Below are 21,170 nucleotides of genomic sequence, written 5' to 3'. Positions count from 1 at the left end.
CCGTTGCTAGTGAGCTATGGTGCCATGTGACGCGAGCAGGAAAGCCAAAGCACTGCTATAGCTGAAAGCTCAACGACTCTGCGAGGTGCTCAAAAATGACTTTGAATCAACTTGGTGTGCTGGCCTGGGGGGCTATTACTGCGCTTCTGGCAGCCTCGGCGCTGTTGGTCGTTATCATCGCAGGGCTCCACATTGGTCCGGATGGGGGCGTTGGATTAGATACTCCTTGGAAATTTAGGGGGCTCTTCCTCGCACTGAAGGACAGTGGGAGCTTGGTTGGGGGAATCTTGGGATTCAGCGGCCTGGCCTGGTCGCTCTTTTACAAAACTTCGACCGGCGTTAAAAATTAAAGCACGCCAGAACGACAAATCTCTAGGAGGGGCCAAGCGAAGCCGTGGATCTAGGGAGTCTCGAATCTCAGACAAAGAAAAGCCCGCGATGGGGAGTAGCGGGCTTAAAGGGATGATCGCTAGGAGCTGGGATAACCATAGGCGCTTAACTATGAAAGGCATGTGAAAGGGCAGAAACAAGAAGCCCGGCGCTGGGCCGGGCTCATTTTAGGCTATCTCAGCGGAGTCTGGAATTCCTTCCCTAATTAGGCTCACCATACTGGCGCGATCTTCATCTGCGCTGATTACGCGAACCTCTGGAAAGGTACTCAGCTCCATCGAAACCTCCTTATAGGCCTTGAAGAGCTTTTGCTTACCGGCAATAGGTGGGCCTGCGACAAACAAAGTGTCCGGCGGAAGCTGGCCCGCGCCACTTAGGCGCCGAACGCGCGAAATCCAAGCATCCCCATGCTCATAAATTTTTCCGGGCTCGTCGTGACCAAGGTGCAATGGCTTTATTGCCTGCGCAGCCTTGCCGCCCTGGATGAGTACGAATGGAAATTTTACCGGATAATCAGCTGTCCCCAGTTTTCGATCCACGTAATGCTGCTTCAGATTCACGTCAGCTAAAAGTCTGCCTAATTGTTTTTCCAGAGCTGCTTCCTGGTATTCCTTGGTGGCAAAGCTGTGCTTCACATAATGATCAAACAGCACTTTCAGGGCTTGGTCCGAGCCGGCCGCGACTATTGACCCTGGTTCGCTAAACCGCATCATCGTTTCGCGCGGGTGAATCAAGTGGCTAAAGGTCGCCGACAGTATTTGGCGCTCGTCTCTTTGGCTTGTGAAAAAGCCGCTGAGCCTAGCAAGCTCTGCATTCATCTCTTTGCGAGCCCTGATAAATATCTTCGCATCAAGGCTTGGGAAAAAGGTTGTTACTCGCTGACGCTTCGCCTCTACGACGTAGCGAAAGTCGCCGTTACTTGCAAAAAGCACGATGCCAATATTTACAAACTCACCCGTCTCTGGGTAAGGGAGAAACCTCAAAATCGAGTAATTACATATGATTCTCATAGGGCCCCCCAGAATCGCTCTTCCTTGAACATCTGTAGAATTTCTAGCCTACTTGCTAGCGTTGGCTCCGTCAGGTCGATGAGGTCTGAATCTCTATAGAGCCAATCTTCGGTCAAAAGGGCAGTGATCCTATCCCAATTCAACAAAGCTTTGCTTAGGATATCAGTGTATTCCTGACGAACGAGGTAGTCCCGAAAATCTTTGCGGCACTCACAGAAGACGTGCTCTTCAAGAAACTCCTCTGGATTGAAGGACTTATCAAAGGCCAGGTTGTGATCAATGACCGCCAGATCCCCGCGGTCATCTAGTATCAAGTTCACATTTCCCCCCATTGCGCCGAGGATCCTATCGCCGTTCTGAACCCACCAATCAAAAAGAAGAACCTTTCGCATCAGATCCCGAGGGGTGGATTTCATATTGGCAATGTTGAAATCGACAGCGTTTTCGACCGCTTGAGATGCGAACGCGAGGCCTCCCCCTAGATCTGAGACGTTTGGAATCAGACTGAAGTCGATCAAATCTTGGGGAACTGCCATTTTTTTCCAAGGCGGAATTGGCAGGCCGAGCAATTTGCCCAATTCTGCGCTTAGTAGCTCCGATATCAGGGCTGGGCCGCCGGACTTAGAAAGCCCTTTGACGAAATAAGTCTCGCCATCGTCTGCGCGAACAATGAAAGGCTTTATTGATATCCCTTGATGACTTTGACGAACAATTTCCACCGCCGTTACTAGGTCCGACATAGCCTCAAAATCCCTGAGCTAGATGCAAATTAATAGCTTTTTTAACCAAGTCTTCGCGCAGAATGCGGTGAAAGACTGACTGCTCTGGTTAAGTCCTTGTGATGATCCCCGCCTTCACCTCATCCGCGCGCCATAGAAGTGGTTCAGCGCTATCAGCTCAATCACAGCCACGAAAACGCAGAGCACAACGAAACCAGGGCTGAAGACCCGCTTGCGGCCGGATGAGCCTCCGTCCGGCCAAGTGCCAGCGTAGCTGGTAAACACTGCAATGAGTGCGAGCAGGGCATAGGTCCACGCCTTGCTCCAGAAGCTCTGTTCTCTCCATGAGGTTGATGGCTTTCCAAGGGCGGATGGCATCAGTAAAACTTCTGCAGCGCCTGCACAACCACGCCCACGATCCGGCAGTTCTCGTCGACCGCCTCGATCGGGTAGCTCGGGTTCAGTGGCTTGAGGAACAACCGGCCGCCATCGCTGACCAGCTTCTTGAATGTGGCTTCGTTGCTGTCCGGCAGCTTGGCCACCACCAGCTTGCCAGGCGTTACCTCGGCTTCGGTATCGACCAGGATCAGCGTACCCTCGGTGATGCTCTGTCCGGCAGGCGCAGTCATTGAGTCGCCTTTCACCTTCAGCCAAAACGCCGTGCCCTTGGAGTCGTACTCCGAGAACTCGTAGCTGTCCGAGAATCCAGCCGGGTAGGGCTCCACGGCTTCGGCCCAGGCGCCAGCGGCGACCCAGCTAATTACCGGGTAGCGGAACGATTTGGTGGGCTGGGAGGCCATGGATACGTTTGAGTTGGCAGCGCTCACGCCAGTCATAGGCCCGGTGTTCTCGGAAAGCCAAATAGCATTCACGCCACACACATGCGCGATCTTCGGCAAGTGCGCGCTTTGAAGGTTCTTTCCAGTTTCCAGCTGGGAGATCACCGGCTGCTCAACCCCCACTTTTAAGGCGAGAGCCTTCTGCGTCAGCTTGGCGTGATTCCGTGCGGATTTGATTCGTTCGGCGAGTGTGCTCATTCGCTGGAATTTATAAGTTCCCTTATCAGCTTGCAAACAAGTGTCCTTCTATTTAGGATATAAGCAGGCTTATTAGGAGGGCTCTCGTATGACCCCTATCGAAAGGCTCGTCGACTTCTTCGGCGGGCAAACCAAAACAGCTTTGGCGCTCGACGTCTCCCAGGCCGCAGTTTCGTACTGGGTTGCCGGGATTCACCCGATGGGCGCCGAGAAAGCATTTAAAGCAGAAGAGCTAACTGGCGGGAAGGTAACGGCTCGCGAGCTGTGCATGCGCCAAAAAGGCGTTCAGTCCGCAGCCTGACATTTCTGTCCACCGATCCATTGAAGCCAGATTAAAAGAGGGCAGTCCCCATGCAAACGTCCAGTTCCAGACACACCGCACAAACCCGTGATCAGGTGCTGGTACCGGTCGACACCTCGCCGCCGAACGCCAACTACTGGTTCAACTTGGGCACCATCGCCGAAACCAACGCGGCCATGGCTCTGGAGATCAGTAAGAACAAGGCCTCTATCGAGGAAGTGGATGGCAAGATCACGGCTACCGCTGAGAAGCTGGACGGGGTTTATGCGTTGGTGAAGTCTGACTCTGCGGGTTCGGAGGAGGGCAGCGCAGGCGACAGCACTTCATCTGCCGGTGCCTGGTCTTTGATGTCTGCTATTGCCGAGCGCGACTTTGCACAGTCCGTCAGGTCCGACATTCTGGAAGCCAAGGTAGGGCAGAACGCCGCGAGCATTCTCGACGTGTCCACGGCCTCTGCAACAGCCACCTCGGCCTTGGCTGAAAAGGTTACGACGATGGGGGCCAAGGTTGCCAGCAATGAAGCGGCCTTCAAGTCTGAAACGACTGCGCTGGCCAATGCGGATAAAGCTTTGGCTGAAAAGGTTGAAACTGTTCAGGCGGTCTCGGGCGAAAACACGGCAGCGATCAAGCAGACTAGCCAGGCTCTGTCCACAACTGACGGCAAGGTTTCGGCCATGGTTACTTTCAAGGCCGAGACAATTGTCGGAGGCCAGAAAGTAGCCTCGGGCTTTTCATTCGGATCGGATGGTGAGCAGGCAGAGTTCCTTATCTTTGCGCAGCGTTTTGCTGTGGTCGACGAAGTAAGTGGTGCTGTCGTACCCATGTTCGTGGTCCAGAACAACCAGGTGTTCATCAATCAAGCAATCATCAACAAGGCGCTGATTCAGGAAATAATTCTGGGGATGACGCTGCGGTCTGAGACTGTCGACTCCGAAGGCCGGCCGTTGCTGGAGATCAACGTGAAGGCGGGGACATTCGTGGTTCGCGGTCAGAGCGGCAATATTTCGAACACCTTGGATAACATGGGCATGAGAACGTACCAAGGCGCGACGCTTCGGTTCCGCTCGGGTATGTGGGAGCAATAACAGTATGGCGTTCGTAGCGGGCGCCCAAACCTTCGACGAGAGCGGGCGGCTGTCGGTTGACATCCTCGCCCGTTATGGGAGGTTCTTGGGCTCAGCAGAGATTGTATTGCCTGGCGGCTACGTTAACCGCTTCCAGGCTGGCGCGGTTAGCATCGCGGCACTTGCCGGTGGTGGTACGCCGTTTTACTACTACTTGGCTCGCGGGTACTTCGCGTGTCCATTCCCTCCCGATGTGACGTTTAGCGGGACGCAGATGCACTGGCGATTTGTCAGAACTGCGGAAACCGATAGCGCCAACGGGTACATGGACTATGAGCCGAGTAATGGCACGCTTTATTACGGGGTTATGTGATGGCCTGGATTAGCGGCGCACAAATCATGAATGGGCCTGAAGGCCAAGTGAGCGTTGATAGCTCATATCAAAACCTTGTTCTGAAGTATCGACGGGTAATCGCTGGCGGGTCATTCATCCCCCAGCCGAATTCGGGTGGGGGCGGGATATTCGAGACAACGCTACGTTTTCCGCTTGGCGGGTTCCCGCTTGTGTTCGTCAAGAGCGACAGCGTGGTTTGCCATATTATCAACCCTGGTGCAAACACCATGAGCATCATGCTCTTTTCAGAGATGAGCAGGCCTTCCGGCAACGTGGAACTTTTGATTTTTGCGCAGTGGGACGCCCCACCAGGGAAGGTCGGAATACAGACCTACACCGAGGCCGGAAAACTCGTGTATGACGCGACCTGGCCAGTGATGAAAATTCGCCAGAAGTTCGACATTGGCTCAGATACGTCGGGCAATTGGCAGTCGCAAGCGCTGGAGATTAGCAACGCTGCAATCGCCATCACACACGCACGCTACACAATCCAGACTACCACCGTTGTGGGCGTAGTGCGGGCTGTTGGGAGCCGTGTTGCCGGGCGAACGGCGTTCTTCGCTGGCGTAGGATTTGCCACCGGGCCCGGCACCGGGATGTCTGTGTTCCTGCAATTAAACAAGGGGGCAAGTACATGTTTGGCCGTCGACGTCAGCGAGTATCCCCCGGCACCATTTGGCTAAGCGATAACACCAGGACTTTACCAGGGGGAACCCTGCAACACTCCGAACACCGCCTTGAGCGGTTTTTTTTCGCCGGGAGAAAAGCATGGCAAGACAAGAAATTATTCTGGGTGCTCCACCGCAGGGCCTTGGCGGTGATCCGCCGCGTACGGCAAGCATGAAGATTAACGCTATGACGGCTGAGCTTTATGCCGCGACAGAGGCGCTGGTTAAAGTTGCCTCACTCACTGACAGCACTCCTGGTCGGCTTGTGACACCGGGGTGGATGGGGTTGGGGTCTTCTCCCATATCCATGCCAAACACCGATAACGCGGATACACTACCCGCCATAAGCGCCCGCTTCATATTTGGTAACGGGGGCATAAACCTTCCTGCATCCTACATGTTCATAGACCAATTTTCCTATGGTATGGGTGGATACACTCGCCAACTTGGCTACGAGCTTAACAGTGATAGAATGTGGGAGCGTTTTTTTGTAGCAGGTTCGGCAGATAACAAACCGTGGACTCCTATATATAATGGGGTTAGCGCACTGCTAGACCCCTCCAGCGGTGGGCTGATGTCGTCTACTGTGGTAAGCGGATTTACAGTTGAAAAGTATGCTAACGGCAGGATGACTGTAACTAGCGGGGTCATACTAACGCCTTCAATAGCGGCTACCGATATTGCCATACAAGCAATTACGTTACCCGTATCTTTTATTAGTACTAGCTCCATGATGGTTAAGTTTTCTTGTTCTCCTGTAGCAGCGCTCGACTCATACGGCGCTGTTATGGAAGACATTGTCAGCGTCAGCTCTGTTAGGTGCGCTATTAGAAATGGACAAACCGTGCAAGCTTTCAATATTCGCGTTAAAGTTTGGGGTAATTGGAAATGATGAAAATTAAACTATTCCCGTTCCTTACTGACTGGCCTCTTGAAGCTTCCATAGCTGGCGACATCCTCACCCTCAACGGCGAAGAAATTGACCTCTCAGTAATCCCTGACGGTCACAGGCTACCCGGAAGTGCAGTGGGCAATCCGTTCTTTGTCGAGACCGAGTACGTGGAACGTAAAGGCGGAGTTCTGCACCTCACTCTACGCCTGCCAGTTGATTGGGATAGTCCGGAGGAATACCGCAATCCGCCCGAGCCGATCATTATTGATGCGCGTAGCGGGCCGGTGAAGTTTCCAGATACGTCACCACCAGCAAAGCCGGAAGTAATTATGCCAAGTGTTCAAGAGCCGGAGGTGCCCGAAGATGGTGGACTGGAGCAAGCTTGAAAAGATCCAAACGCCCCAGGATCTGACCGATCAAAACAGCCTGGACCAGGCCCGCACATACCTAAAGGAAACCGACTGGTACGCCTTTGCTCTACTGGAAGACGAGACGCCCATCCCTCCGGACGTCAAGGTAGCGCGCACCGCCGCACGGGTAACTATCAACCAGCTGGCCCCGCCGCCTGCATCTTGAGTTCTTCCCGAACACCGCCACCCGCCTTGAGCGGGTTTATTTTTGCCTGGAGAAAAGTATGACTGCATCCGAAAAAGACCGGGACATCCTGGCGCGCACGCTTTACGGCGAGGCTCGCGGAGAGGGTCTGGCCGGCCAGATCGCCGTCGCCTGGACCATCCGCAACCGTGTGTTTGATGGCAAAACCAAGTCGTGGTGGGGCGAAGGCTATGCCGGTGTTTGCCTGAAGCCCTGGCAGTTTAGCTGCTGGAACCAGAACGACCCGAACTTCGCCTACCTGAGCGGGGCCAAGCCGATACCTGCCGCGCAGTTTGCCCAGGCCCAGCGCGCAGCTGATCAGGTGATGTCGGGTGTAGTGTCTGATCCAACTGGCGGGGCCACGCACTACTACGCGACCACGATGCCCAAGCCGCCGACCTGGGCGAAAGGTGCCAAGCAGACGCTGAAACTCGGTCACCACGTCTTCTTCAAGGATGTGCCGTGATGACGCCGGTGCAGAAGCTGGCTGGGCTGGTGGTGCTGATCCTGGTGCTGATGGCCAGTGCCGCCGGCTTCACCTGGCAGGTACAGGAATGGCGCATGGGCAAGAAGCTCGCCGAGCAGGCCGGACTGCACCAGGAGGAGCGACAGAGGATCAGTGATGCCGCGTCGGCCCAGGCCAAGACCGAGCAGGAAAAGCGCCTTGCCACCGAGAAGACCCTGGCCGCCTCCGATCAACAACACTCCCGAGAGCTATCCGATGCCCAACGTAACCAGGCTCTGCTGCGTGACCGCCTTGCTACTGCTGACGTGCGGCTGTCAGTCCTTCTCGACGCCACGGATTCAGCCGGTAGCTGCAACGTGCCTGCCACCCCCGGCGCCGTCGGCGTGGTTCATGCAGCCCGTCGAGCCCAGCTTGACCCAGCGCATGCTCAAAGAATTATCGCCATCACCGATGACGGCGATCGAGGACTGATCGCACTGCGGGCATGCCAGGCATATGTGCGTGAGATTACTCGCGGACCGAAGAATTAAATTTAGTTACTCCCCATGTTCAAAGCAATCACCTTGATCCATCTCGTCATCATCATTATTTCCTTGATAAGCGTCATTGTTTGGATTGAGTTGGTTGGAGTGATTATCCATGCTTGAGTCATAAGCATCATTGTTTGGGTTCATGCTGTCACTGCGGTCATCATTCGGTGTTCTGCTCATCTTGTTGTTCCTTTCGTAATGGTGCTTGGCGAAAGTAAAGCTACTTTCCTCGCTCGGCGGCAAGGACGCTTAACTCAGAATAGGCCCCAAGTGGGGTGATAGCACCCTCACGAGCCCGGTGGATAAAATTCTTTGCTTCCTCATCTACTCCTGACTAGCTCGGACATCGAACGGCCTGGTGACCACTAAAGCATGTTGTGCGCCATCAACGGAAAGCTCGATCAGTTCCGGCGATCATACGAGCGTAGCAGCTCATTTGCTGATCGCTCCGTCCACCGCGTGCTTTTGGCTGTGCTGATTGTCAGTTCTCACTCGGGCGACATCAGTACGGCCAGCGTCAGCTTGATGAACTCTTCGTTCTGGTCGATGGTGTCTAGGGCGCCACGCACGTTCTCGGCCACCTCGGCGCCGCCGTGCTGCTCGACCCAATTGGTCAGCTCCATGATGGCGGCTTCGAGTGCGAGTTGGTTTTCGTAGAGCTTGGACAGCAGGGAGGGGAGTAGATCTGAGTTGGGCATCGGCGTTCCTCGGTGGAGTGAACAGCGTAGCAGTTGGGTTGTTTGGTGGGGTTTGTGTTCGGTCGGCAGGACGCCGGGGGAGGTATGCGTTATCGGCATAAAGCGGTTAGGAATTGCATTCGCTATAGCGAGCTATTGTGCAGAGGTTAGGTGCGCTGTCTTTCAATTATCCGGTCCGCAACGTTTCATAACTAACTGAAAGCATTGAGCTAAATTAGGTGTAAATTGAAGTGATTGCGGACCGGGAATCAGCTCGCAGGCCGTAGCCCGCTTGATTTTGGCCCGGGACTTAAAATCCCCCGCTCGTAAGGGCGTGCCGGTTCGATTCCGGCTTCGGGCACCATCATATTCAAGGGCTTGCGGGGTTTTACTGCTCGGCAAACTCTTTGTTTTTCCGCAATACTCTTCTCCTTTCCGCAATTCACTTCGTCGGAGTGACTTTTTTGCCAATGCGCTTGCGGATGTAGTTCTCAGTCATCACCACGGTTGTGTGCCCGAGCTGATCTTTGGCTTGCAGAATATCTGCGCTTGATTCCGCCTTATCGGTACCAGCCTTTGCGCGCAGGTCCCGCATCTGAAAGTCTGCCTTTTTTACGCCGGCAGCCTCCCTCGCAGCATCAACCCCCCCCGTAACATACTGCTGGTCATAGGTTGCCCGTTGTCCATTACGATGAGTTTGCTTGATCGGATTTTATGACCAGCTTTCCTGGCCAGTCACCACTGAACATGGTGGAACTGATCCCGCGATCCAAGCAATTCAGGATGTAGTGCCAGTCGCAGTCGGCGACGAACTCCGCAACGCTATGCGCCCCAGTAAGCATTCCAGCTGTTGTCCCAGCAGTTAATGGTGATCTTGCCCTGGGCGGTCTGGTAGTTCGGGTTGGATTCGGTCGGGCAGTCGCAGCGACCGAAGTCCTCGAGGAGCACTGTGATCGGGTCGAGCGGTGGCGGGCCGGTGATAACCAGCTTCGTTACCGTCGAGCGCTCAACCAGTAGCGGTGCGGCGATTTTGTTTTCTGTGGGCATGGGGGGGAGCCTTGGCCGATGTTCGGCTACAGTAGGTAGGTCATCGAAATGGAGATCGAACATGCACTGCTTAATTTGCCAGGCGGCCTCTAAAGTTGTTCACATGGCAGGATGCTGGTCAGAGGTCAAATGCTCGACCGGGTGTGGACACTTTAGGGTCTCAGCGAACCTTGTTGCGAAGATGAAGTTCAAGAGCGAATTCTTTGACGTTGAACAAACAAGGCAATGGCTTGAGATGGCTCGGAGGGAGGGGCCATCGCCGTTGATATCGACCTACGATTACAGCGTTTCTTTGTTGAATCGCGCCACTCAAGAGCAATCTGATAGCTTGCCGAGTCGCTCTAGGAAATCGATGTCTTCGGAATAGATGAGCTTCTAACCTCGACCCACCGAAGCGCGATACTGCTTTAGGTGATCGGTTTGGGCTTATAGCCGATGGGCGCCGCTTCTTCGATATGGCCGCCACGGGCCAGGTACTTGGCGACCTGGGCCGCCAGTGCATCCGAGGCCGGGCGAAGGGCCTCTAGATGCGGGGGAAGGGGACGGTCTTCATTCTGGCTTTGGATTTGGCTTTTTAGCCTTGTGGCTTGCTGTATTTCACATACGAATCATTGAGCCGATTCATGGTCTTACTTAGGGTGAGCGCTCTCCGAATCAAATTCTCGGGCAGTGACAACCATTGTATTGGCTGTGACCCTTGCTTTAAGGATGACAAATGAAGCGTGCAGTAATGATTTTCTTGGCGGTATCAAGCTTTATTCTGCTTGGCGGCTGCGGGCATCACCATGACGACGGAGAAAGGTACGATCGAGGCCATAATCAGGATCGTGGATACGACCGCGGGAATGATGATCGCGGGAATGACCGTGGATACGATCGTCGTGACAATGATCAGCGGGATGATCGCAATCGCAATCGCGGTAGGGACCGTGACGATAGAGACAACTGACCCTTCTGGTTTGCCCTTCAGGGCGGGTTAATGCCTGCTCTGATCTCGCCTTCAGCTTCTGCGCAAACTACAGGCGCGGCAGAACGGCCCACGAGTGCCAGGCGACGCGCTCCATGCCTCACCACTCAGTCAGGCAATTCAACCTTGGTCCTTGTTATACGTCCGACCTTGACCTCATCCGCAAACGTCGCAAGCCGATCTGCATCCTCGTAGAGTTTCGCAATCAGCTTCAGGGCGGCTATCACCTCATCCCCCTGGCAACCCTTGGTGAGGTTGAGCACTTCGCTTGCAGATCGCTCAAGGCTAAACCCTATCTCTTTGAGTTCGCGGCGCAGGTCTTGGTTTTTTTTGGTGAGGGGCATAGGGGACTCCTACAGTTTTCGAGTGTTCCAGACCAGCAATACTCGAGCGTGGATATGCACCCGCTCAAGCAAGTCGCCTTCGATCAAGGTCGCTGGATATACGGGGTTGTCTGAGATCATTCGCAATGAGCCGCCGGTCATGCGCTCATGCTGTCGCCATCACCTACAATGATCGCGAGGTTCTCAATTTTTAAGTACGACAGCCCCTGCATTTTCAGCCAATCAAGGTGGACCGTTATGCCTCTGATCACCTCGACATAGTCGGCTGGCGGCGTCGAATCGTATTCCCATAGGTAATACAGCTACAAGTGCCAATGGCATTTACTTTTAAAAATGCCATAGGTGATATTTCTGTATGAAGAACCACACAGATCGCTCCTATGAATATGCCAGCCGCAGTGCTTCACCCGCAGTGATGCAGGGTGTTCAAGCTCTGCGGCAGCAGTGATTAACCGTCGTTCAATCCAGATCGCTGGCTTGATGTCGTTCCGCTACCTGGCTCGCTTCCTCGCCCCAGGTCCGGTTGACTCGCTGTCCACGGATGACGGCCGGTCGATTGGCGATCTCCTCGGCCCAACGTTGCACATGGGTGTATTGATCCACGCAAAGAAATTCGCCGGCCCCATACAGACCACCCCGTACCAGCAGGCCGTACCAAGGCCAGATTGCTATGTCGGCGATGGTGTAGCTGTCGCCGGCAATGTATGGACTCTCGCTGAGACGCCGGTCGAGAACATCCAACTGGCGTTTCGTCTCCATGGTGAACCGATTGATCGGATATTCGAGCTTCTCCGGTGCGTAGGCATAGAAATGCCCGAACCCGCCGCCCAGGTAGGGCGCTGCGCCCATTTGCCAGAAAAGCCAGTTCAGCGTTTGCGTGCGCCCGACTGGATCAGCGGGCAGGAATTGGCCGAATTTTTCCGCCAGGTAAAGCAGGATTGAGCCGGATTCAAATACCCGAATCGCAGGTTCCACGCTACGGTCCAGCAGCGCCGGGATTTTCGAGTTGGGGTTGATCTCGACGAAGCCACTGGAGAACTGGTCCCCTTCGTTGATGCGTATGAGCCACGCGTCGTACTCGGCGTCGACATGCCCCAGTAACAGCAACTCCTCAAGCAATATCGTTACCTTCGCGCCATTGGGGGTGCCCAAGGAATAGAGCTGCAACGGGTGCTTGCCGATGGGCAGTGCTTTTTCGTGGGTTGCTCCCGCCGTTGGCCGATTGATGTTGGCAAACTGGCCTCCCGACGGCACGTCGTGCTGCCAGACCTTGGGGGGCACGTAAGGTGTTTTGCTCATAGGGTGAAATCTCCTGGTTCAGGCGCTGTGATCACAACGCTCTGCGCGCGCCGATGATGGCGTGATTGTATTCGCCAGTGATGGCAGCTCAGGCCGGGGCGAGGCAGCAAGCCATGAGCACCATCGGGATCGCGGCGATGTCGGTACTGAAAGGTATCTCTGCCCGGACCTCAAAGCCCCGGCGCTCATAGAAACGCTGGGCGCTGATATTGGTCTTGAGCACTTCAAGCCACAGCAGTCGCTCCTGACGGTTTTGCGCAAGCTGCCAAATGAACTGCAGAAGGTGCTTGCCGTAGCCCTTGCCGGCTTGGGATTGAACAAAATAGATTTTTTGCAGTTCGGCGCCGGTCTCGTCGCTGCCAGGCATCGCCTTGGCCCAGTTCACTTTGGCAAAACCTACGACGCTGTCGTGTTCGTCGAAGGCCAGAAACCAGCCATGCCGGTCAGGTGACCCAAGGGTTTGTCGCAGGCCCTGAATGGCGAAGTCTTTGTCCAGAAACGTCTGCATGCCCGCCGGACTCCAAATCGTCGAGAAGTGCTCTGTATAGGTCTGGATGCCGATATCACGCAGTAGGGGAATATCGTTGATAGTCGCTTCTTTAATCCTGATCATCTTGCTATCTCCATGAGTGAGCTGCGCGACGTTAAGAAAAGTTAACCGGTGCGACGTTCGGTAGGCTGCATACACCTCCCCCAGGTGTATGGTCGTTCAGGCAACGCCTGGATTATCTCTGGATTGAGGGAGGTGACTATGAGCGCTCCAATGTTGAACAAGATGCATCTTAACGGCTATGAAATCGTCCGGGTCAATAGTGGCCCCTGGCGGGTGTGTACCAGGGATGACCGTTTGGCGTCCTTTGGCTCCCGTGAGCAGGCGCTGGCTTATGCGGCGGCGCTGCCGGGGTACAAGGCGCGTCCAAGGCCTGCGTCAGGCAACGATTGAACCACCGTAAAACCCATCATCAGCCTCGGCACTCCCGGGGCTTTTTTGTGCGAGTTGATCCGGGACTAGGCGACGAGAAGATTTTTGGCGGATCATTCGCGCACTGTTAGCTCCTTTTTGATAGGAAAACCCGATGTCCCTGGCTACGTTGTTTGTCTTCGTCATGATGAGCGCGGCAATTATCGCGATTCCTGGCCCGACGGTGTTGTTGGCGCTGCAGAACGGGTCGCGCCATGGTTTGAGGGCGGCAATCTGGGGCATGGCGGGCGCGGTGCTTGCAGATGCGCTGCTGGTCACGGCGGTGGCGTGTGGGCTGGGGCTGCTGCTGGCGGCCAGCGAAGGGTTGTTTCAAGCGCTGAAATGGATGGGGTCGGCGTATCTGATCTGGCTGGGCTGGCAGATGCTGCGCGCCCCGCAATCGGCGTTGCCGGTGGTGGGCGAGGGCGATGAGCCGGGCGCTCGCTCGGCAATCATTTTCACCCGCAGTTTCCTGGTGGCGATTTCCAATCCCAAGGCCCTGTTGTTCATGTCGGCCTTCCTGCCGCAGTTTGTCGACAGCGCTCAGCCCCAATTGCCGCAGTACGCCTGCCTATTGCTGGTGCTGTGTGTGCTGAACGTTAGCACCATGACATTTTATGCCGTGTGCGGGGCGCGCCTGTTGAGTCGCTTGCGGCCCGCGCACTTGCAGCGTTTCAATCGGGGCGCCGGTGGCTTGTTGATGACGATGGGCGTGTTGCTGGCAGCCTATCGTCGTGCCCCTGCGCCATGATCTACACGAATGGCTGCCCGCGGAAACCCCGCGGCAGGCGTTGTAGCCCTGGCAGATCCGTCAAGCGTTGTGTCCATGCGCTGCGCCAGTCATTTGCGGCCGGGTTGGCCCTGGATTTGCGCGCGACACGGCGAGCGGCGTTGCGTTGGATGCGGCGGGCTTCCTTGTAGGCTTCGGTGTTGCGGCAGGTGCGGCATTTAACCCGGTTCAGCTCGATGCTGGACGTGAGGTTGTTACCGTGATGGCCGCAAGCCAAATGCCCGGCGACCTTGAAGTGAGTGACCATGAAAGCGTCTCCTTCTTTGAGGGTACGCGGCATCTGCAATCTGTTGATGCACGCGGTCAGGGCGCGGCATTGATAAACACTGCACTCTTGTTTTTTCGACCGCTGGCGCGGCGTGACGTTCGCTGCTGACCCAAAATGTGCCTGGCGCGGACTTCCGGCGACCTGTTCAAGGCCCCGACGTAGACGCTATCCTGCGCGCAACCCGAATCATAAAAAGGAATGCGTGATGAGCGTCGATACGATCTCTTGGGAAGGCGGCTGTCGCTGCGGGCAGGTACGCTTTACCGTCAGCTTGAAGCCGATTATTACCATGGCTTGCCATTGCACCGGCTGCCAGAAAATGTCCTCCAGCGCGTTCTCCCTGAGCGCCCTCGTTCCTGCTGACGGTTTTGTGCTCACCCAGGGCGAGCCCGTGATCGGTGGACTCCATGGCGAAGCCCGCCACTATTTCTGCCCGCACTGCATGAGCTGGTTATTCACCCGTCCCCAGGGGATAGATGACTTGATCAACCTGCGAGCGACCATGCTGGATGACGCCAGCGGCTATGTGCCTTTCATGGAAACCTGGACCAGCGAGAAGTTGCCGTGGGCGTCCACCCCTGCGGTCCGAAGCTTTGCGCAGCTTCCCGAGCCTGATGAGTTTCCTCGCCTGCTACAGGCCTACGCAGAGCATTGTGCAGCCTGATCCTAATCGACGAGGCCTACCAGGTCGGTATCGCCGATGTCCTGGCCGGCTTGTGAGAGCAGGGTGCTTACCTGGCCTCGGTGATGGGTTTGGTGGTTGAAGAAGTGGCTGATCAGGCTGTAGAAATTCTTTTCGGCCGTAATGCCCGCCATGTTGCGGTAGTGCAGGTGCTGGTCCAGATCTGGTTCGCTGATGGCGTTCGCCCAATCGATAATGATCCCGTCGAGCCAGGCGCGATGGGCCGACAGTTCGCGGATATTGGCAAAGGTCACCTGATCCAGTCGTTGCGGGACATCCAGTGTGTTCAGCGGCGCCAGGGCGGTGTAGTCGGCCGGGTGCAGGGCAAAGCGCTTGAGCCAGACGGTATCCCCCAGCGCCAAGTGGTTCAGCGTGCCGAAGATGGAGCCGAAGAAGGCACCTCGGTCAGCCAGAATATCGTCGTCGCTCAGGCGGCTGGCCGCCTCGTAGACCTTGCGGTTCATCCACTGGTTATAGGTCGCCATCAGGGCAACATGTTGGGTGCGATTCATGCAGGTTTTCCTGGGTGGCGTGCGCTGAATGTGGCGAGGCCATGATAAGGCGGCCGAGGTGATGGGCGATACAGAACAGGGCCTGCCGGGCGGTCATGGCATTATGTCCAAGGCGGGCTATTGTTGCTTGTCTGGAATATAGCCCGAAGGAGGGCATCACCATGAACACCGGCAATCTACTGGAACAGCTGTTGCGAGCAGGCCAAGCCTCGATGGCCCAGCAGGGCAGTTCGGCGGCACCCCAGGGCGGTGTTGGCGGCCTCGGCGGGTTGGGTGGTTTGCTCGGCGGTTTGCTGCGTGGAAGCGGTTCCGGTTCTGGCGGTGCCGCGTCGGGCGGCGGCCTGGGGGATTTGCTTGGCGGCCTGGGTGGAATGCTCGGTGGCGCACGGGCTGGCGGTGCGACTCAGGGGCGCTCCGGCGGCACCAACTATACGGCCCTGGCCTCGCTGGGGATGATGGCTTTTCAGGCGTATCAGGCCTGGCAACGGCAGCAGGCGTCTGCGCCGCAGCAGGCGTTGCAGACCGTTGATCAACTGTCAGAGTCCCAGGTCGAGGAGCACAGTCACGCGGTCCTGCGGGCCCTGATCGCGGCGGCCAAGGCCGACGGCCGGATCGATGATCAGGAGAAACAGAGGATTTTAGCCGAAGTCGGTCGCCATACCGATGACCCGCAATTGCAGCAATGGCTGGATGCTGAGGTCGCCCGGCCATTGGATGCGGCAGATTTTGCCGAGTTTGCCCAGAACCCTGCCGTGGCTGCCGAGGTTTACCTGGCCAGTGTCTTGCTGGTGGACGATCAGCAGGACGAGGAGCGCAGCTACCTGGACGAACTGGCGAGCCAACTGCAGATTGACCCCGCTTTGCAGGTGCACCTGGAGCAGCAGGCCAAGGGACAGGTTTAACGATGTGTGGGGCGGCGAGGGCGTACGGTTTCAAAACCGCACCGTAGCCCCCGTCGTCAGCCACTGGTCCCGATCCCCAGTCAGGCTGCGCCCAACCACCAGGTCCACATCGACATCCCTCCCGATATGCACTCGGGGCCCGGCTTGCCAGGCCTGTTCGCCGCGCTGCTGGCCATAACGTTCGCCGATCAGGGTCAGCGAGTCTGCCAGGCTGTATTCAAACCCTGTGCCCCAGGTCAGGCGATGATTCTGCTCACCGTCATCATAGGCGTGGGCCCAGCCGGCATTGACGTTCAGTCGCAAGGCGTCCAGCGGTTGCCAGGTAAGCGGGAGGCTCAAGTCAGCACCGTCGAAGGAATGTCGGCGGTCCACGGCAAAATGCGCCGCAGCGGACAACGCGACCTCAATGCCCAGCTCTTGCCGTGACCACAGCTGCGCCTTGAGCTGCGGGCTGACCTGGGTTTGCGTATTGCTATCGTCGACGGCCGCGCCCCATTGCAGCCACGGCACCGCACCGGACGTGCAGGCAGCGGACAGGGTTGCGTTGTGAGTCGATGAATCATGGCGCTGGCGGGTAAACCAGCCGTCAACGTTGCATTCGCCGGGGGCATTGATCGCGCCATCGTCGACCTTATAGGCACCGCTGGCGGCGAAGGCCTTGGCGAACAGGCTCAGCACCAGAAGGCTGCCCAGGGTCGTGCCGACAAAAATCAGGTTGCGCCGCAAGGCCCGTTGTCGGGAGGGCGGCAGGTGCTGGAAGGTGGCGTTGGCTTGTTGGCGTTGCCGGGTTCGGTATTTGGCAAAGCCATCAGGGCGCAGCGGCGTATTTTTGTGCATGGGTTCATGCTCCAGATAGGTAACTCAGTTTTCAACGGTCAGCACATGAATGCCGCAGTCCTTGGCTCGACTGACCAGCTCAGACGTGTCTTCGCCACCGGGCAGGGCGATGACGACATCGGGCCGGCTGTCCGCCAGCATGAACTGGTTGCGATGGCGTTCTGCCTGCTTGCCGTGCCGTTGCCAGTTAGGCGGATAACGCACCACATCGACGCTCGTTTCCCGAGCCCAGTCTTCCACTTCGCTGCCCAGATACTGGCTGCCTCCGTGGATCAACACGTGCACAGGGTGCAGGCGGTGATAGGCGTCCAGCACTTGTCGGGACATTTTTGTATCGGCGTAATGACGACCTGCACAGATCAAGACGCGCATGGTGATGTTCCTTGTGTAGAGCCTGCGCAGGCGGTGGTCATCCAGGGATAACCACCGCGTCCAGGGCAGGTTTTGATCAGTACCACTGCTTGAAGCGGCGGATGTAGATCGTCTTCATCAGTTGCGCCACGCAGCAGTAGCTGAGCAAGGTGCCCACCAGCCATGGGAAGTACGACAGCGGCAACGGCTCCAAGCCCACCAGGGTGCCCAGGGGTGAGAACGGCACATAGATCCCTAGCGCGATGACGATGCAGGTCATCATGATCACCGGCCAGGCGGCGGTGCTTTGGAAGAACGGGATTTTGCGGGTGCGCAACATGTGCACCACGAGGGTTTGCGACAGCAGCCCTTCGATAAACCAGCCGGACTGGAACAGCGTCTGCATTTCCACGCTGTTGGCCGAGAACACGTACCACATCAGGGCAAAGGTGGTGATGTCGAAGATCGACGAGGTCGGCCCGATCCAGATCATGAAGCGCCCGATGTTTTTCGCATCCCACTTGCGTGGTTTGGCCAGGTATTCCTTGTCCATCTTGTCCCAGGGCAGGGCCAACTGGGAGATGTCGTACATCAGGTTTTGCAGCAGCAAGTGGATCGCCAGCATCGGCATGAACGGAATGAACGCACTGGCCACCAGCACCGAGAACACGTTGCCGAAGTTGGAGCTGGCCGTCATGTTCAGGTACTTCATGATATTGCCGAAGGTCTCACGGCCCGTGAGCACGCCTTCTTCCAGCACCATCAGACTCTTTTCCAGAAGGATGATGTCGGCTGATTCCTTGGCAATGTCGGTGCCGCTGTCCACCGAGATACCGACGTCGGCATCGCGCAGCGCTGGTGCATCGTTGATGCCGTCGCCGAGAAAGCCCACAGTGTGGCCGTTGGACTGCAAGGCCTTGAGCACCCGGGATTTCTGCAGCGGGGTCAGTTTGGCGAAAATCGTATGCTCCTCGACCCGCAGCTTGAGAGTGGCGTCATCCATGGCCTCGATTTCCACGCCCAGCAGCGGTTCGCCCGGTTCCAGCCCGACCTGGCGGCAGATGGTGCGAGTGACTACGGGGTTGTCGCCGGTAAGCACTTTCACCGCCACGCCGATTTCCCGTAGCGCGGCGATGGCCGGGCCGGCGGTTTCTTTCGGTGGATCGAGGAACGTCAGGAAGCCACGCATCACCAGGTTGCGTTCATCGGTGGTGGTGTATTGGTTGCGCGCCAGGGCCTTGGGGATGTTGCGGGTCGCGACTACAAGTACCCGGAAACCATCCTCGTTGTAGTCGTTGGCGATGGCCAGCAACTCTTTGCGGCGGCGGTCATCCAGGACGACAGCAACGTCACCTTCCATCACATGGGTAGAAATGCTCAGCATCTCCTCGACAGCGCCCTTGCACACCAACAGGTGATCGTCGTGGCTGTCCTTGACCACGATGGACAGGCGTCGGCGGACGAAGTCGAAGGGCAGTTCGTCGACCTTGCTGTAGGCAAGCGGTACCTGGAATTTGGGATTGTGCTCCGAGAATTGCAGCACCGCCTGGTCCATCAGATTCTTCATGCCGCTTTGGTGATGGCTGTTGAGCCAGGCCAGGGACAGCACCGAATCATCACGCTGGCCGCTGGCGTTGACGTGGTGCTCGAGGATGATTTTGTCCTGGGTCAGGGTGCCGGTCTTGTCGGTGCACAGCACGTCCATCGAACCGAAGTTCTGGATCGCATTCAGGCGCTTGACCACCACTTTACGCTTGGCCATGGCATTGGCGCCCTTGGCCAGGTTGGCGCTGACGATCATCGGCAGCATTTCCGGGGTCAGGCCCACCGCAACGGCCAGGGCAAACATGAAGGCATCGCCCCAGTCGCCCTTGGAGAAGCCGTTGAGGAAGAACACGATGGGCACCATCACCAGCATGAAGCGAATCAACAGCCAGCTGACGCTGTTCACTCCCCGGTCAAACGCGGTCTGCGCCCTGGAGCCGACAATCGCCTTGGCCAACGAGCCGAAATAGGTGCGTGGCCCGGTCGCTACCACCACCGCACGCGCTCGGCCGCTGACCACGTTGGTGCCCATGAAGCAGATGTTCGGCAAGTCCAGCAGGTTGCTCTGGTCTGCCACCTTGGAGGTGGCGGATTTTTGCGTGACATCTCCCAGGGTGTCGTATTTTTCCACCGGCAAGGCTTCGCCGGTCAGCACTGCCTGGCTGATAAACAGGTCACGGGATTCAATCAGGCGGATGTCCGCCGGGATCATGTCGCCGGCCGACAGTTGCACGATATCGCCGGCCACCAGGTCGCGCATCGGCACCTCTCGCAGGGTCGGTTGGGCGCCGATTTGCTCACGCCGCAGCACGGTGGCAGTGGTGCGGACCATGGCCTTCAAGGCCTCGGCGGATTTTGCCGAGCGGTGTTCCTGCCAGAAGCGCAGCAGGCTGCTGAGCATGACCATCGTCATGATAATGATGACCTTGGTCAGGTCGACTTCTTCACCCGCCTGCAGCGGTAGCCAGTAATCGGTGACGAAGCTGATGCCGGCCAAGATCAACAGGACATAGATGAACGGGTTGTTCAGTGCCTGGAGAAACTGCACGAAGGCGTGAGGTGGCTTGTCATGGGCGACCTCGTTGTAGCCTTCCCGTTGCAGGCGAGCGCTGGCGTCCAATTCGGTCAGGCCGTCCTTGCTCGCCTTGACGTTGGCGAGGGTGGTCGAGAGGCCGTTTTGGGCTTCACGGGCAGCACGCATCGACAGTTTAGCTTCGGTGCCTGTGTTGTTTTTGTTCGGCAATTGTGTGGTTTTTACTGCGCTCATTGGATGTACTCCTGTCGCCAATTTTTCGACAAAACATACCCGGTACTTACCTGGTGACAGGCGAGCGAAAGCATGCCGAGTCGCTGACTTCGCGATCGGTTTAAATAAAGTGTTGGGTGACTTTCTAGAGGCCCGCTATAAGGTCGTTAGTTAACTAACGCGCAGCGGGCTACTACTGGCTTCGTCCATATAGAACTCCAGCGAATCAATTAGCGAATAATCAGAAAGCAGCCTGTATCGCGACTGTTGACGTTTCCAGCCGGCTTACGCCGCGCGAGCGCCCACGTAGAGGCTCAGCATCAGGCTCGCTTGGACGAGCAGGCTGGAAAAATATCGACTCTGAGGGTCTTGAGGGTCGGCGTGATCCCATTGCTGGACCCGTTGGCCAGTCGTTGGGCAGATACGCCAGTGGGCCTGGGGATGGGCCGGGCTTACACGAGAGGAAGGGGTGACATAGGCCTTGCAGGTAGGGGAAAAGCCTACCGGCTCACGGCACAGCTTGGCACGCAGGGCCGAAGCCAGCGTGCGTAGATCAGGCAAAACAAGGAGTTGGAAGTTCATAACATGCCTCGGGACCGGACTGGCGCCGGATGAGGCAGTTACGTTGGAGCGTCAAGCTCTAGCGCAGCTTACCCGACCTGAAAGGCGAGTCCCGT

Annotated in this window: 30 protein-coding genes, 1 tRNA gene and 2 pseudogenes; 15 read left to right on the top strand and 18 right to left on the bottom strand. The window is 56.9% G+C overall.

The window, feature by feature from the left end; all coding sequences use genetic code 11:
- The first annotated feature begins 95 nt into the window (after positions 1–95).
- Positions 96–350 carry a hypothetical protein gene (locus ACZRKZ_RS07245; protein ID WP_463981196.1) on the top strand — a complete coding sequence of 85 codons (255 nt, stop codon included), beginning with the start codon at positions 96–98 and terminating at the stop codon, positions 348–350.
- Positions 351–557: 207 nt separating this feature from the next.
- Here the strand turns inward: ACZRKZ_RS07245 and ACZRKZ_RS07240 are convergent, their stop codons facing one another.
- From ACZRKZ_RS07240 to ACZRKZ_RS07225, 4 genes are all read right to left on the bottom strand, one after another.
- Positions 558–1,400: a DUF3037 domain-containing protein gene (locus ACZRKZ_RS07240; protein ID WP_463981195.1), complete on the bottom strand. Its 843-nt coding sequence runs from the start codon at positions 1,398–1,400 to the stop codon at positions 558–560.
- Positions 1,397–2,140, bottom strand: a complete 744-nt coding sequence (locus ACZRKZ_RS07235) for a HipA family kinase (RefSeq protein ID WP_463981194.1) — start codon at positions 2,138–2,140, stop codon at positions 1,397–1,399. The genes ACZRKZ_RS07240 and ACZRKZ_RS07235 overlap by 4 nt, the downstream gene beginning before the upstream one ends.
- A 114-nt stretch (positions 2,141–2,254) precedes the next feature.
- Positions 2,255–2,497 (bottom strand): hypothetical protein, encoded by a 243-nt coding sequence (locus tag ACZRKZ_RS07230; RefSeq protein ID WP_463981193.1) that lies wholly within the window; start codon positions 2,495–2,497, stop codon positions 2,255–2,257.
- Positions 2,497–3,156, bottom strand: a complete 660-nt coding sequence (locus ACZRKZ_RS07225; RefSeq protein ID WP_463981463.1) for a LexA family protein — start codon at positions 3,154–3,156, stop codon at positions 2,497–2,499. The genes ACZRKZ_RS07230 and ACZRKZ_RS07225 overlap by 1 nt, the downstream gene beginning before the upstream one ends.
- Before the next feature lie 88 nt (positions 3,157–3,244).
- On the opposite strand from ACZRKZ_RS07225, the gene ACZRKZ_RS07220 reads away from it, so the two are divergent.
- The 9 genes from ACZRKZ_RS07220 to ACZRKZ_RS07180 all read left to right on the top strand — a co-directional run bounded on the left by ACZRKZ_RS07220 (position 3,245) and on the right by ACZRKZ_RS07180 (position 8,065).
- Positions 3,245–3,457: a Cro/CI family transcriptional regulator gene (locus ACZRKZ_RS07220; protein WP_463981192.1), complete on the top strand. Its 213-nt coding sequence runs from the start codon at positions 3,245–3,247 to the stop codon at positions 3,455–3,457.
- Between the two features lie 50 nt (positions 3,458–3,507).
- The gene (locus ACZRKZ_RS07215; protein WP_463981191.1) at positions 3,508–4,542 is read left to right on the top strand and encodes a phage tail tip fiber protein; all 1,035 of its coding nucleotides are present in this window, start codon (positions 3,508–3,510) and stop codon (positions 4,540–4,542) included.
- A 4-nt stretch (positions 4,543–4,546) separates the two neighbouring features.
- The gene (locus ACZRKZ_RS07210) at positions 4,547–4,894 is read left to right on the top strand and encodes a hypothetical protein (RefSeq protein WP_463981190.1); all 348 of its coding nucleotides are present in this window, start codon (positions 4,547–4,549) and stop codon (positions 4,892–4,894) included.
- Positions 4,894–5,598 carry a hypothetical protein gene (locus tag ACZRKZ_RS07205; protein WP_463981189.1) on the top strand — a complete coding sequence of 235 codons (705 nt, stop codon included), beginning with the start codon at positions 4,894–4,896 and terminating at the stop codon, positions 5,596–5,598. The genes ACZRKZ_RS07210 and ACZRKZ_RS07205 overlap by 1 nt, the downstream gene beginning before the upstream one ends.
- Positions 5,599–5,683: 85 nt before the next feature.
- A complete protein-coding gene (locus ACZRKZ_RS07200; RefSeq protein WP_463981188.1) occupies positions 5,684–6,475 on the top strand; it encodes a hypothetical protein in 792 nt (263 codons plus the stop codon).
- Positions 6,472–6,861 (top strand): hypothetical protein, encoded by a 390-nt coding sequence (locus ACZRKZ_RS07195; RefSeq protein ID WP_463981187.1) that lies wholly within the window; start codon positions 6,472–6,474, stop codon positions 6,859–6,861. Before ACZRKZ_RS07200 ends, ACZRKZ_RS07195 begins: the two co-directional genes overlap by 4 nt.
- Positions 6,839–7,051 carry a hypothetical protein gene (locus ACZRKZ_RS07190; RefSeq protein ID WP_463981186.1) on the top strand — a complete coding sequence of 71 codons (213 nt, stop codon included), beginning with the start codon at positions 6,839–6,841 and terminating at the stop codon, positions 7,049–7,051. Before ACZRKZ_RS07195 ends, ACZRKZ_RS07190 begins: the two co-directional genes overlap by 23 nt.
- A gap of 58 nt (positions 7,052–7,109) precedes the next feature.
- Positions 7,110–7,535: a cell wall hydrolase gene (locus tag ACZRKZ_RS07185; protein WP_463981185.1), complete on the top strand. Its 426-nt coding sequence runs from the start codon at positions 7,110–7,112 to the stop codon at positions 7,533–7,535.
- Positions 7,535–8,065, top strand: coding sequence for a lysis system spanin subunit (locus tag ACZRKZ_RS07180; RefSeq protein ID WP_463981184.1), 531 nt, complete (start codon positions 7,535–7,537; stop codon positions 8,063–8,065). The genes ACZRKZ_RS07185 and ACZRKZ_RS07180 overlap by 1 nt, the downstream gene beginning before the upstream one ends.
- Before the next feature lie 6 nt (positions 8,066–8,071).
- Here ACZRKZ_RS07180 and ACZRKZ_RS07175 read toward each other — a convergent pair whose 3' ends face one another.
- Both ACZRKZ_RS07175 and ACZRKZ_RS07170 read right to left on the bottom strand, forming a co-directional pair.
- Positions 8,072–8,245, bottom strand: a complete 174-nt coding sequence (locus ACZRKZ_RS07175; protein ID WP_177327728.1) for a hypothetical protein — start codon at positions 8,243–8,245, stop codon at positions 8,072–8,074.
- Positions 8,246–8,553: 308 nt separating this feature from the next.
- Positions 8,554–8,763 carry a hypothetical protein gene (locus ACZRKZ_RS07170; protein ID WP_463981183.1) on the bottom strand — a complete coding sequence of 70 codons (210 nt, stop codon included), beginning with the start codon at positions 8,761–8,763 and terminating at the stop codon, positions 8,554–8,556.
- Between the two features lie 259 nt (positions 8,764–9,022).
- On the opposite strand from ACZRKZ_RS07170, the gene ACZRKZ_RS07165 reads away from it, so the two are divergent.
- Positions 9,023–9,106: transfer RNA gene (locus ACZRKZ_RS07165), tRNA-Leu, on the top strand.
- Positions 9,107–9,184: 78 nt separating this feature from the next.
- Here the strand turns inward: ACZRKZ_RS07165 and ACZRKZ_RS07160 are convergent.
- The 6 genes and pseudogenes from ACZRKZ_RS07160 to ACZRKZ_RS07135 form a co-directional block, all read right to left on the bottom strand.
- Positions 9,185–9,477, bottom strand: a pseudogene (locus tag ACZRKZ_RS07160) (tyrosine-type recombinase/integrase); the annotation flags it as partial.
- Positions 9,478–9,564: 87 nt separating this feature from the next.
- Positions 9,565–9,789: a hypothetical protein gene (locus ACZRKZ_RS07155; RefSeq protein ID WP_463981182.1), complete on the bottom strand. Its 225-nt coding sequence runs from the start codon at positions 9,787–9,789 to the stop codon at positions 9,565–9,567.
- Positions 9,790–10,863: 1,074 nt separating this feature from the next.
- On the bottom strand, positions 10,864–11,100 hold the full coding sequence (locus ACZRKZ_RS07150; RefSeq protein WP_463968629.1) for a hypothetical protein: 237 nt from the start codon (positions 11,098–11,100) through the stop codon (positions 10,864–10,866).
- A gap of 9 nt (positions 11,101–11,109) precedes the next feature.
- A pseudogene (locus tag ACZRKZ_RS07145) lies at positions 11,110–11,369 on the bottom strand (S24 family peptidase); the annotation flags it as partial.
- 190 nt (positions 11,370–11,559) lie between these two features.
- Positions 11,560–12,399: a glutathione-dependent disulfide-bond oxidoreductase gene (yghU, locus tag ACZRKZ_RS07140; RefSeq protein WP_463981181.1), complete on the bottom strand. Its 840-nt coding sequence runs from the start codon at positions 12,397–12,399 to the stop codon at positions 11,560–11,562.
- Between the two features lie 88 nt (positions 12,400–12,487).
- Entirely contained in the window at positions 12,488–13,012 is a 525-nt protein-coding gene (locus ACZRKZ_RS07135) for an N-acetyltransferase family protein (protein ID WP_463981180.1), read from the bottom strand.
- A gap of 138 nt (positions 13,013–13,150) precedes the next feature.
- Between ACZRKZ_RS07135 and ACZRKZ_RS07130 the strand changes: the two genes are divergently transcribed.
- The gene (locus ACZRKZ_RS07130; protein ID WP_149414484.1) at positions 13,151–13,342 is read left to right on the top strand and encodes a DUF2188 domain-containing protein; all 192 of its coding nucleotides are present in this window, start codon (positions 13,151–13,153) and stop codon (positions 13,340–13,342) included.
- A gap of 133 nt (positions 13,343–13,475) precedes the next feature.
- Positions 13,476–14,111: a LysE family translocator gene (locus tag ACZRKZ_RS07125; RefSeq protein WP_463968626.1), complete on the top strand. Its 636-nt coding sequence runs from the start codon at positions 13,476–13,478 to the stop codon at positions 14,109–14,111.
- A 1-nt stretch (position 14,112) separates the two neighbouring features.
- On the opposite strand, the gene ACZRKZ_RS07120 is transcribed toward ACZRKZ_RS07125, so the two are convergent.
- A complete protein-coding gene (locus ACZRKZ_RS07120; protein ID WP_463968625.1) occupies positions 14,113–14,397 on the bottom strand; it encodes a hypothetical protein in 285 nt (94 codons plus the stop codon).
- A gap of 226 nt (positions 14,398–14,623) precedes the next feature.
- Here ACZRKZ_RS07120 and ACZRKZ_RS07115 point away from each other — a divergent pair, with 226 nt between their 5' ends.
- On the top strand, positions 14,624–15,082 hold the full coding sequence (locus ACZRKZ_RS07115; protein ID WP_463981179.1) for a GFA family protein: 459 nt from the start codon (positions 14,624–14,626) through the stop codon (positions 15,080–15,082).
- 2 nt (positions 15,083–15,084) lie between these two features.
- Here the strand turns inward: ACZRKZ_RS07115 and ACZRKZ_RS07110 are convergent, their stop codons facing one another.
- Entirely contained in the window at positions 15,085–15,612 is a 528-nt protein-coding gene (locus tag ACZRKZ_RS07110) for a DinB family protein (RefSeq protein ID WP_463981178.1), read from the bottom strand.
- 161 nt (positions 15,613–15,773) lie between these two features.
- On the opposite strand from ACZRKZ_RS07110, the gene ACZRKZ_RS07105 reads away from it, so the two are divergent.
- A complete protein-coding gene (locus ACZRKZ_RS07105; protein ID WP_463981177.1) occupies positions 15,774–16,514 on the top strand; it encodes a tellurite resistance TerB family protein in 741 nt (246 codons plus the stop codon).
- Between the two features lie 30 nt (positions 16,515–16,544).
- On the opposite strand, the gene ACZRKZ_RS07100 is transcribed toward ACZRKZ_RS07105, so the two are convergent.
- The 4 genes from ACZRKZ_RS07100 to ACZRKZ_RS07085 all read right to left on the bottom strand — a co-directional run bounded on the left by ACZRKZ_RS07100 (position 16,545) and on the right by ACZRKZ_RS07085 (position 21,075).
- On the bottom strand, positions 16,545–17,351 hold the full coding sequence (locus ACZRKZ_RS07100) for a hypothetical protein (protein WP_463981176.1): 807 nt from the start codon (positions 17,349–17,351) through the stop codon (positions 16,545–16,547).
- Positions 17,352–17,375: 24 nt separating this feature from the next.
- Entirely contained in the window at positions 17,376–17,723 is a 348-nt protein-coding gene (locus ACZRKZ_RS07095; RefSeq protein WP_149414477.1) for a DUF2493 domain-containing protein, read from the bottom strand.
- Positions 17,724–17,799: 76 nt separating this feature from the next.
- Positions 17,800–20,514, bottom strand: a complete 2,715-nt coding sequence (mgtA, locus tag ACZRKZ_RS07090) for a magnesium-translocating P-type ATPase (protein WP_463981175.1) — start codon at positions 20,512–20,514, stop codon at positions 17,800–17,802.
- Positions 20,515–20,778: 264 nt separating this feature from the next.
- A complete protein-coding gene (locus tag ACZRKZ_RS07085) occupies positions 20,779–21,075 on the bottom strand; it encodes a hypothetical protein (RefSeq protein ID WP_463968619.1) in 297 nt (98 codons plus the stop codon).
- Positions 21,076–21,170: the final 95 nt, after the last annotated feature.

The organism is Pseudomonas sp. c313 (assembly GCF_055407145.1).
This window is presented reverse-complemented; position numbering and strand designations above follow the sequence as displayed.

Excerpts from the sequence above, each read along its gene's own strand:
- ACZRKZ_RS07245 (WP_463981196.1), top strand. The coding sequence starts at position 96 with ATGACTTTGAATCAACTTGGTGTGCTGGCCTGGGGGGCTATTACTGCG.
- ACZRKZ_RS07240 (WP_463981195.1), bottom strand. The coding sequence starts at position 1,400 with ATGAGAATCATATGTAATTACTCGATTTTGAGGTTTCTCCCTTACCCA.
- ACZRKZ_RS07235 (WP_463981194.1), bottom strand. The coding sequence starts at position 2,140 with ATGTCGGACCTAGTAACGGCGGTGGAAATTGTTCGTCAAAGTCATCAA.
- ACZRKZ_RS07230 (WP_463981193.1), bottom strand. The coding sequence starts at position 2,497 with ATGCCATCCGCCCTTGGAAAGCCATCAACCTCATGGAGAGAACAGAGC.
- ACZRKZ_RS07225 (WP_463981463.1), bottom strand. The coding sequence starts at position 3,156 with ATGAGCACACTCGCCGAACGAATCAAATCCGCACGGAATCACGCCAAG.
- ACZRKZ_RS07220 (WP_463981192.1), top strand. The coding sequence starts at position 3,245 with ATGACCCCTATCGAAAGGCTCGTCGACTTCTTCGGCGGGCAAACCAAA.
- ACZRKZ_RS07215 (WP_463981191.1), top strand. The coding sequence starts at position 3,508 with ATGCAAACGTCCAGTTCCAGACACACCGCACAAACCCGTGATCAGGTG.
- ACZRKZ_RS07210 (WP_463981190.1), top strand. The coding sequence starts at position 4,547 with ATGGCGTTCGTAGCGGGCGCCCAAACCTTCGACGAGAGCGGGCGGCTG.
- ACZRKZ_RS07205 (WP_463981189.1), top strand. The coding sequence starts at position 4,894 with ATGGCCTGGATTAGCGGCGCACAAATCATGAATGGGCCTGAAGGCCAA.
- ACZRKZ_RS07200 (WP_463981188.1), top strand. The coding sequence starts at position 5,684 with ATGGCAAGACAAGAAATTATTCTGGGTGCTCCACCGCAGGGCCTTGGC.
- ACZRKZ_RS07195 (WP_463981187.1), top strand. The coding sequence starts at position 6,472 with ATGATGAAAATTAAACTATTCCCGTTCCTTACTGACTGGCCTCTTGAA.
- ACZRKZ_RS07190 (WP_463981186.1), top strand. The coding sequence starts at position 6,839 with ATGGTGGACTGGAGCAAGCTTGAAAAGATCCAAACGCCCCAGGATCTG.
- ACZRKZ_RS07185 (WP_463981185.1), top strand. The coding sequence starts at position 7,110 with ATGACTGCATCCGAAAAAGACCGGGACATCCTGGCGCGCACGCTTTAC.
- ACZRKZ_RS07180 (WP_463981184.1), top strand. The coding sequence starts at position 7,535 with ATGACGCCGGTGCAGAAGCTGGCTGGGCTGGTGGTGCTGATCCTGGTG.
- ACZRKZ_RS07175 (WP_177327728.1), bottom strand. The coding sequence starts at position 8,245 with ATGAGCAGAACACCGAATGATGACCGCAGTGACAGCATGAACCCAAAC.
- ACZRKZ_RS07170 (WP_463981183.1), bottom strand. The coding sequence starts at position 8,763 with ATGCCCAACTCAGATCTACTCCCCTCCCTGCTGTCCAAGCTCTACGAA.
- ACZRKZ_RS07155 (WP_463981182.1), bottom strand. The coding sequence starts at position 9,789 with ATGCCCACAGAAAACAAAATCGCCGCACCGCTACTGGTTGAGCGCTCG.
- ACZRKZ_RS07150 (WP_463968629.1), bottom strand. The coding sequence starts at position 11,100 with ATGCCCCTCACCAAAAAAAACCAAGACCTGCGCCGCGAACTCAAAGAG.
- yghU (WP_463981181.1), bottom strand. The coding sequence starts at position 12,399 with ATGAGCAAAACACCTTACGTGCCCCCCAAGGTCTGGCAGCACGACGTG.
- ACZRKZ_RS07135 (WP_463981180.1), bottom strand. The coding sequence starts at position 13,012 with ATGATCAGGATTAAAGAAGCGACTATCAACGATATTCCCCTACTGCGT.
- ACZRKZ_RS07130 (WP_149414484.1), top strand. The coding sequence starts at position 13,151 with ATGAGCGCTCCAATGTTGAACAAGATGCATCTTAACGGCTATGAAATC.
- ACZRKZ_RS07125 (WP_463968626.1), top strand. The coding sequence starts at position 13,476 with ATGTCCCTGGCTACGTTGTTTGTCTTCGTCATGATGAGCGCGGCAATT.
- ACZRKZ_RS07120 (WP_463968625.1), bottom strand. The coding sequence starts at position 14,397 with ATGGTCACTCACTTCAAGGTCGCCGGGCATTTGGCTTGCGGCCATCAC.
- ACZRKZ_RS07115 (WP_463981179.1), top strand. The coding sequence starts at position 14,624 with ATGAGCGTCGATACGATCTCTTGGGAAGGCGGCTGTCGCTGCGGGCAG.
- ACZRKZ_RS07110 (WP_463981178.1), bottom strand. The coding sequence starts at position 15,612 with ATGAATCGCACCCAACATGTTGCCCTGATGGCGACCTATAACCAGTGG.
- ACZRKZ_RS07105 (WP_463981177.1), top strand. The coding sequence starts at position 15,774 with ATGAACACCGGCAATCTACTGGAACAGCTGTTGCGAGCAGGCCAAGCC.
- ACZRKZ_RS07100 (WP_463981176.1), bottom strand. The coding sequence starts at position 17,351 with ATGCACAAAAATACGCCGCTGCGCCCTGATGGCTTTGCCAAATACCGA.
- ACZRKZ_RS07095 (WP_149414477.1), bottom strand. The coding sequence starts at position 17,723 with ATGCGCGTCTTGATCTGTGCAGGTCGTCATTACGCCGATACAAAAATG.
- mgtA (WP_463981175.1), bottom strand. The coding sequence starts at position 20,514 with ATGAGCGCAGTAAAAACCACACAATTGCCGAACAAAAACAACACAGGC.
- ACZRKZ_RS07085 (WP_463968619.1), bottom strand. The coding sequence starts at position 21,075 with ATGAACTTCCAACTCCTTGTTTTGCCTGATCTACGCACGCTGGCTTCG.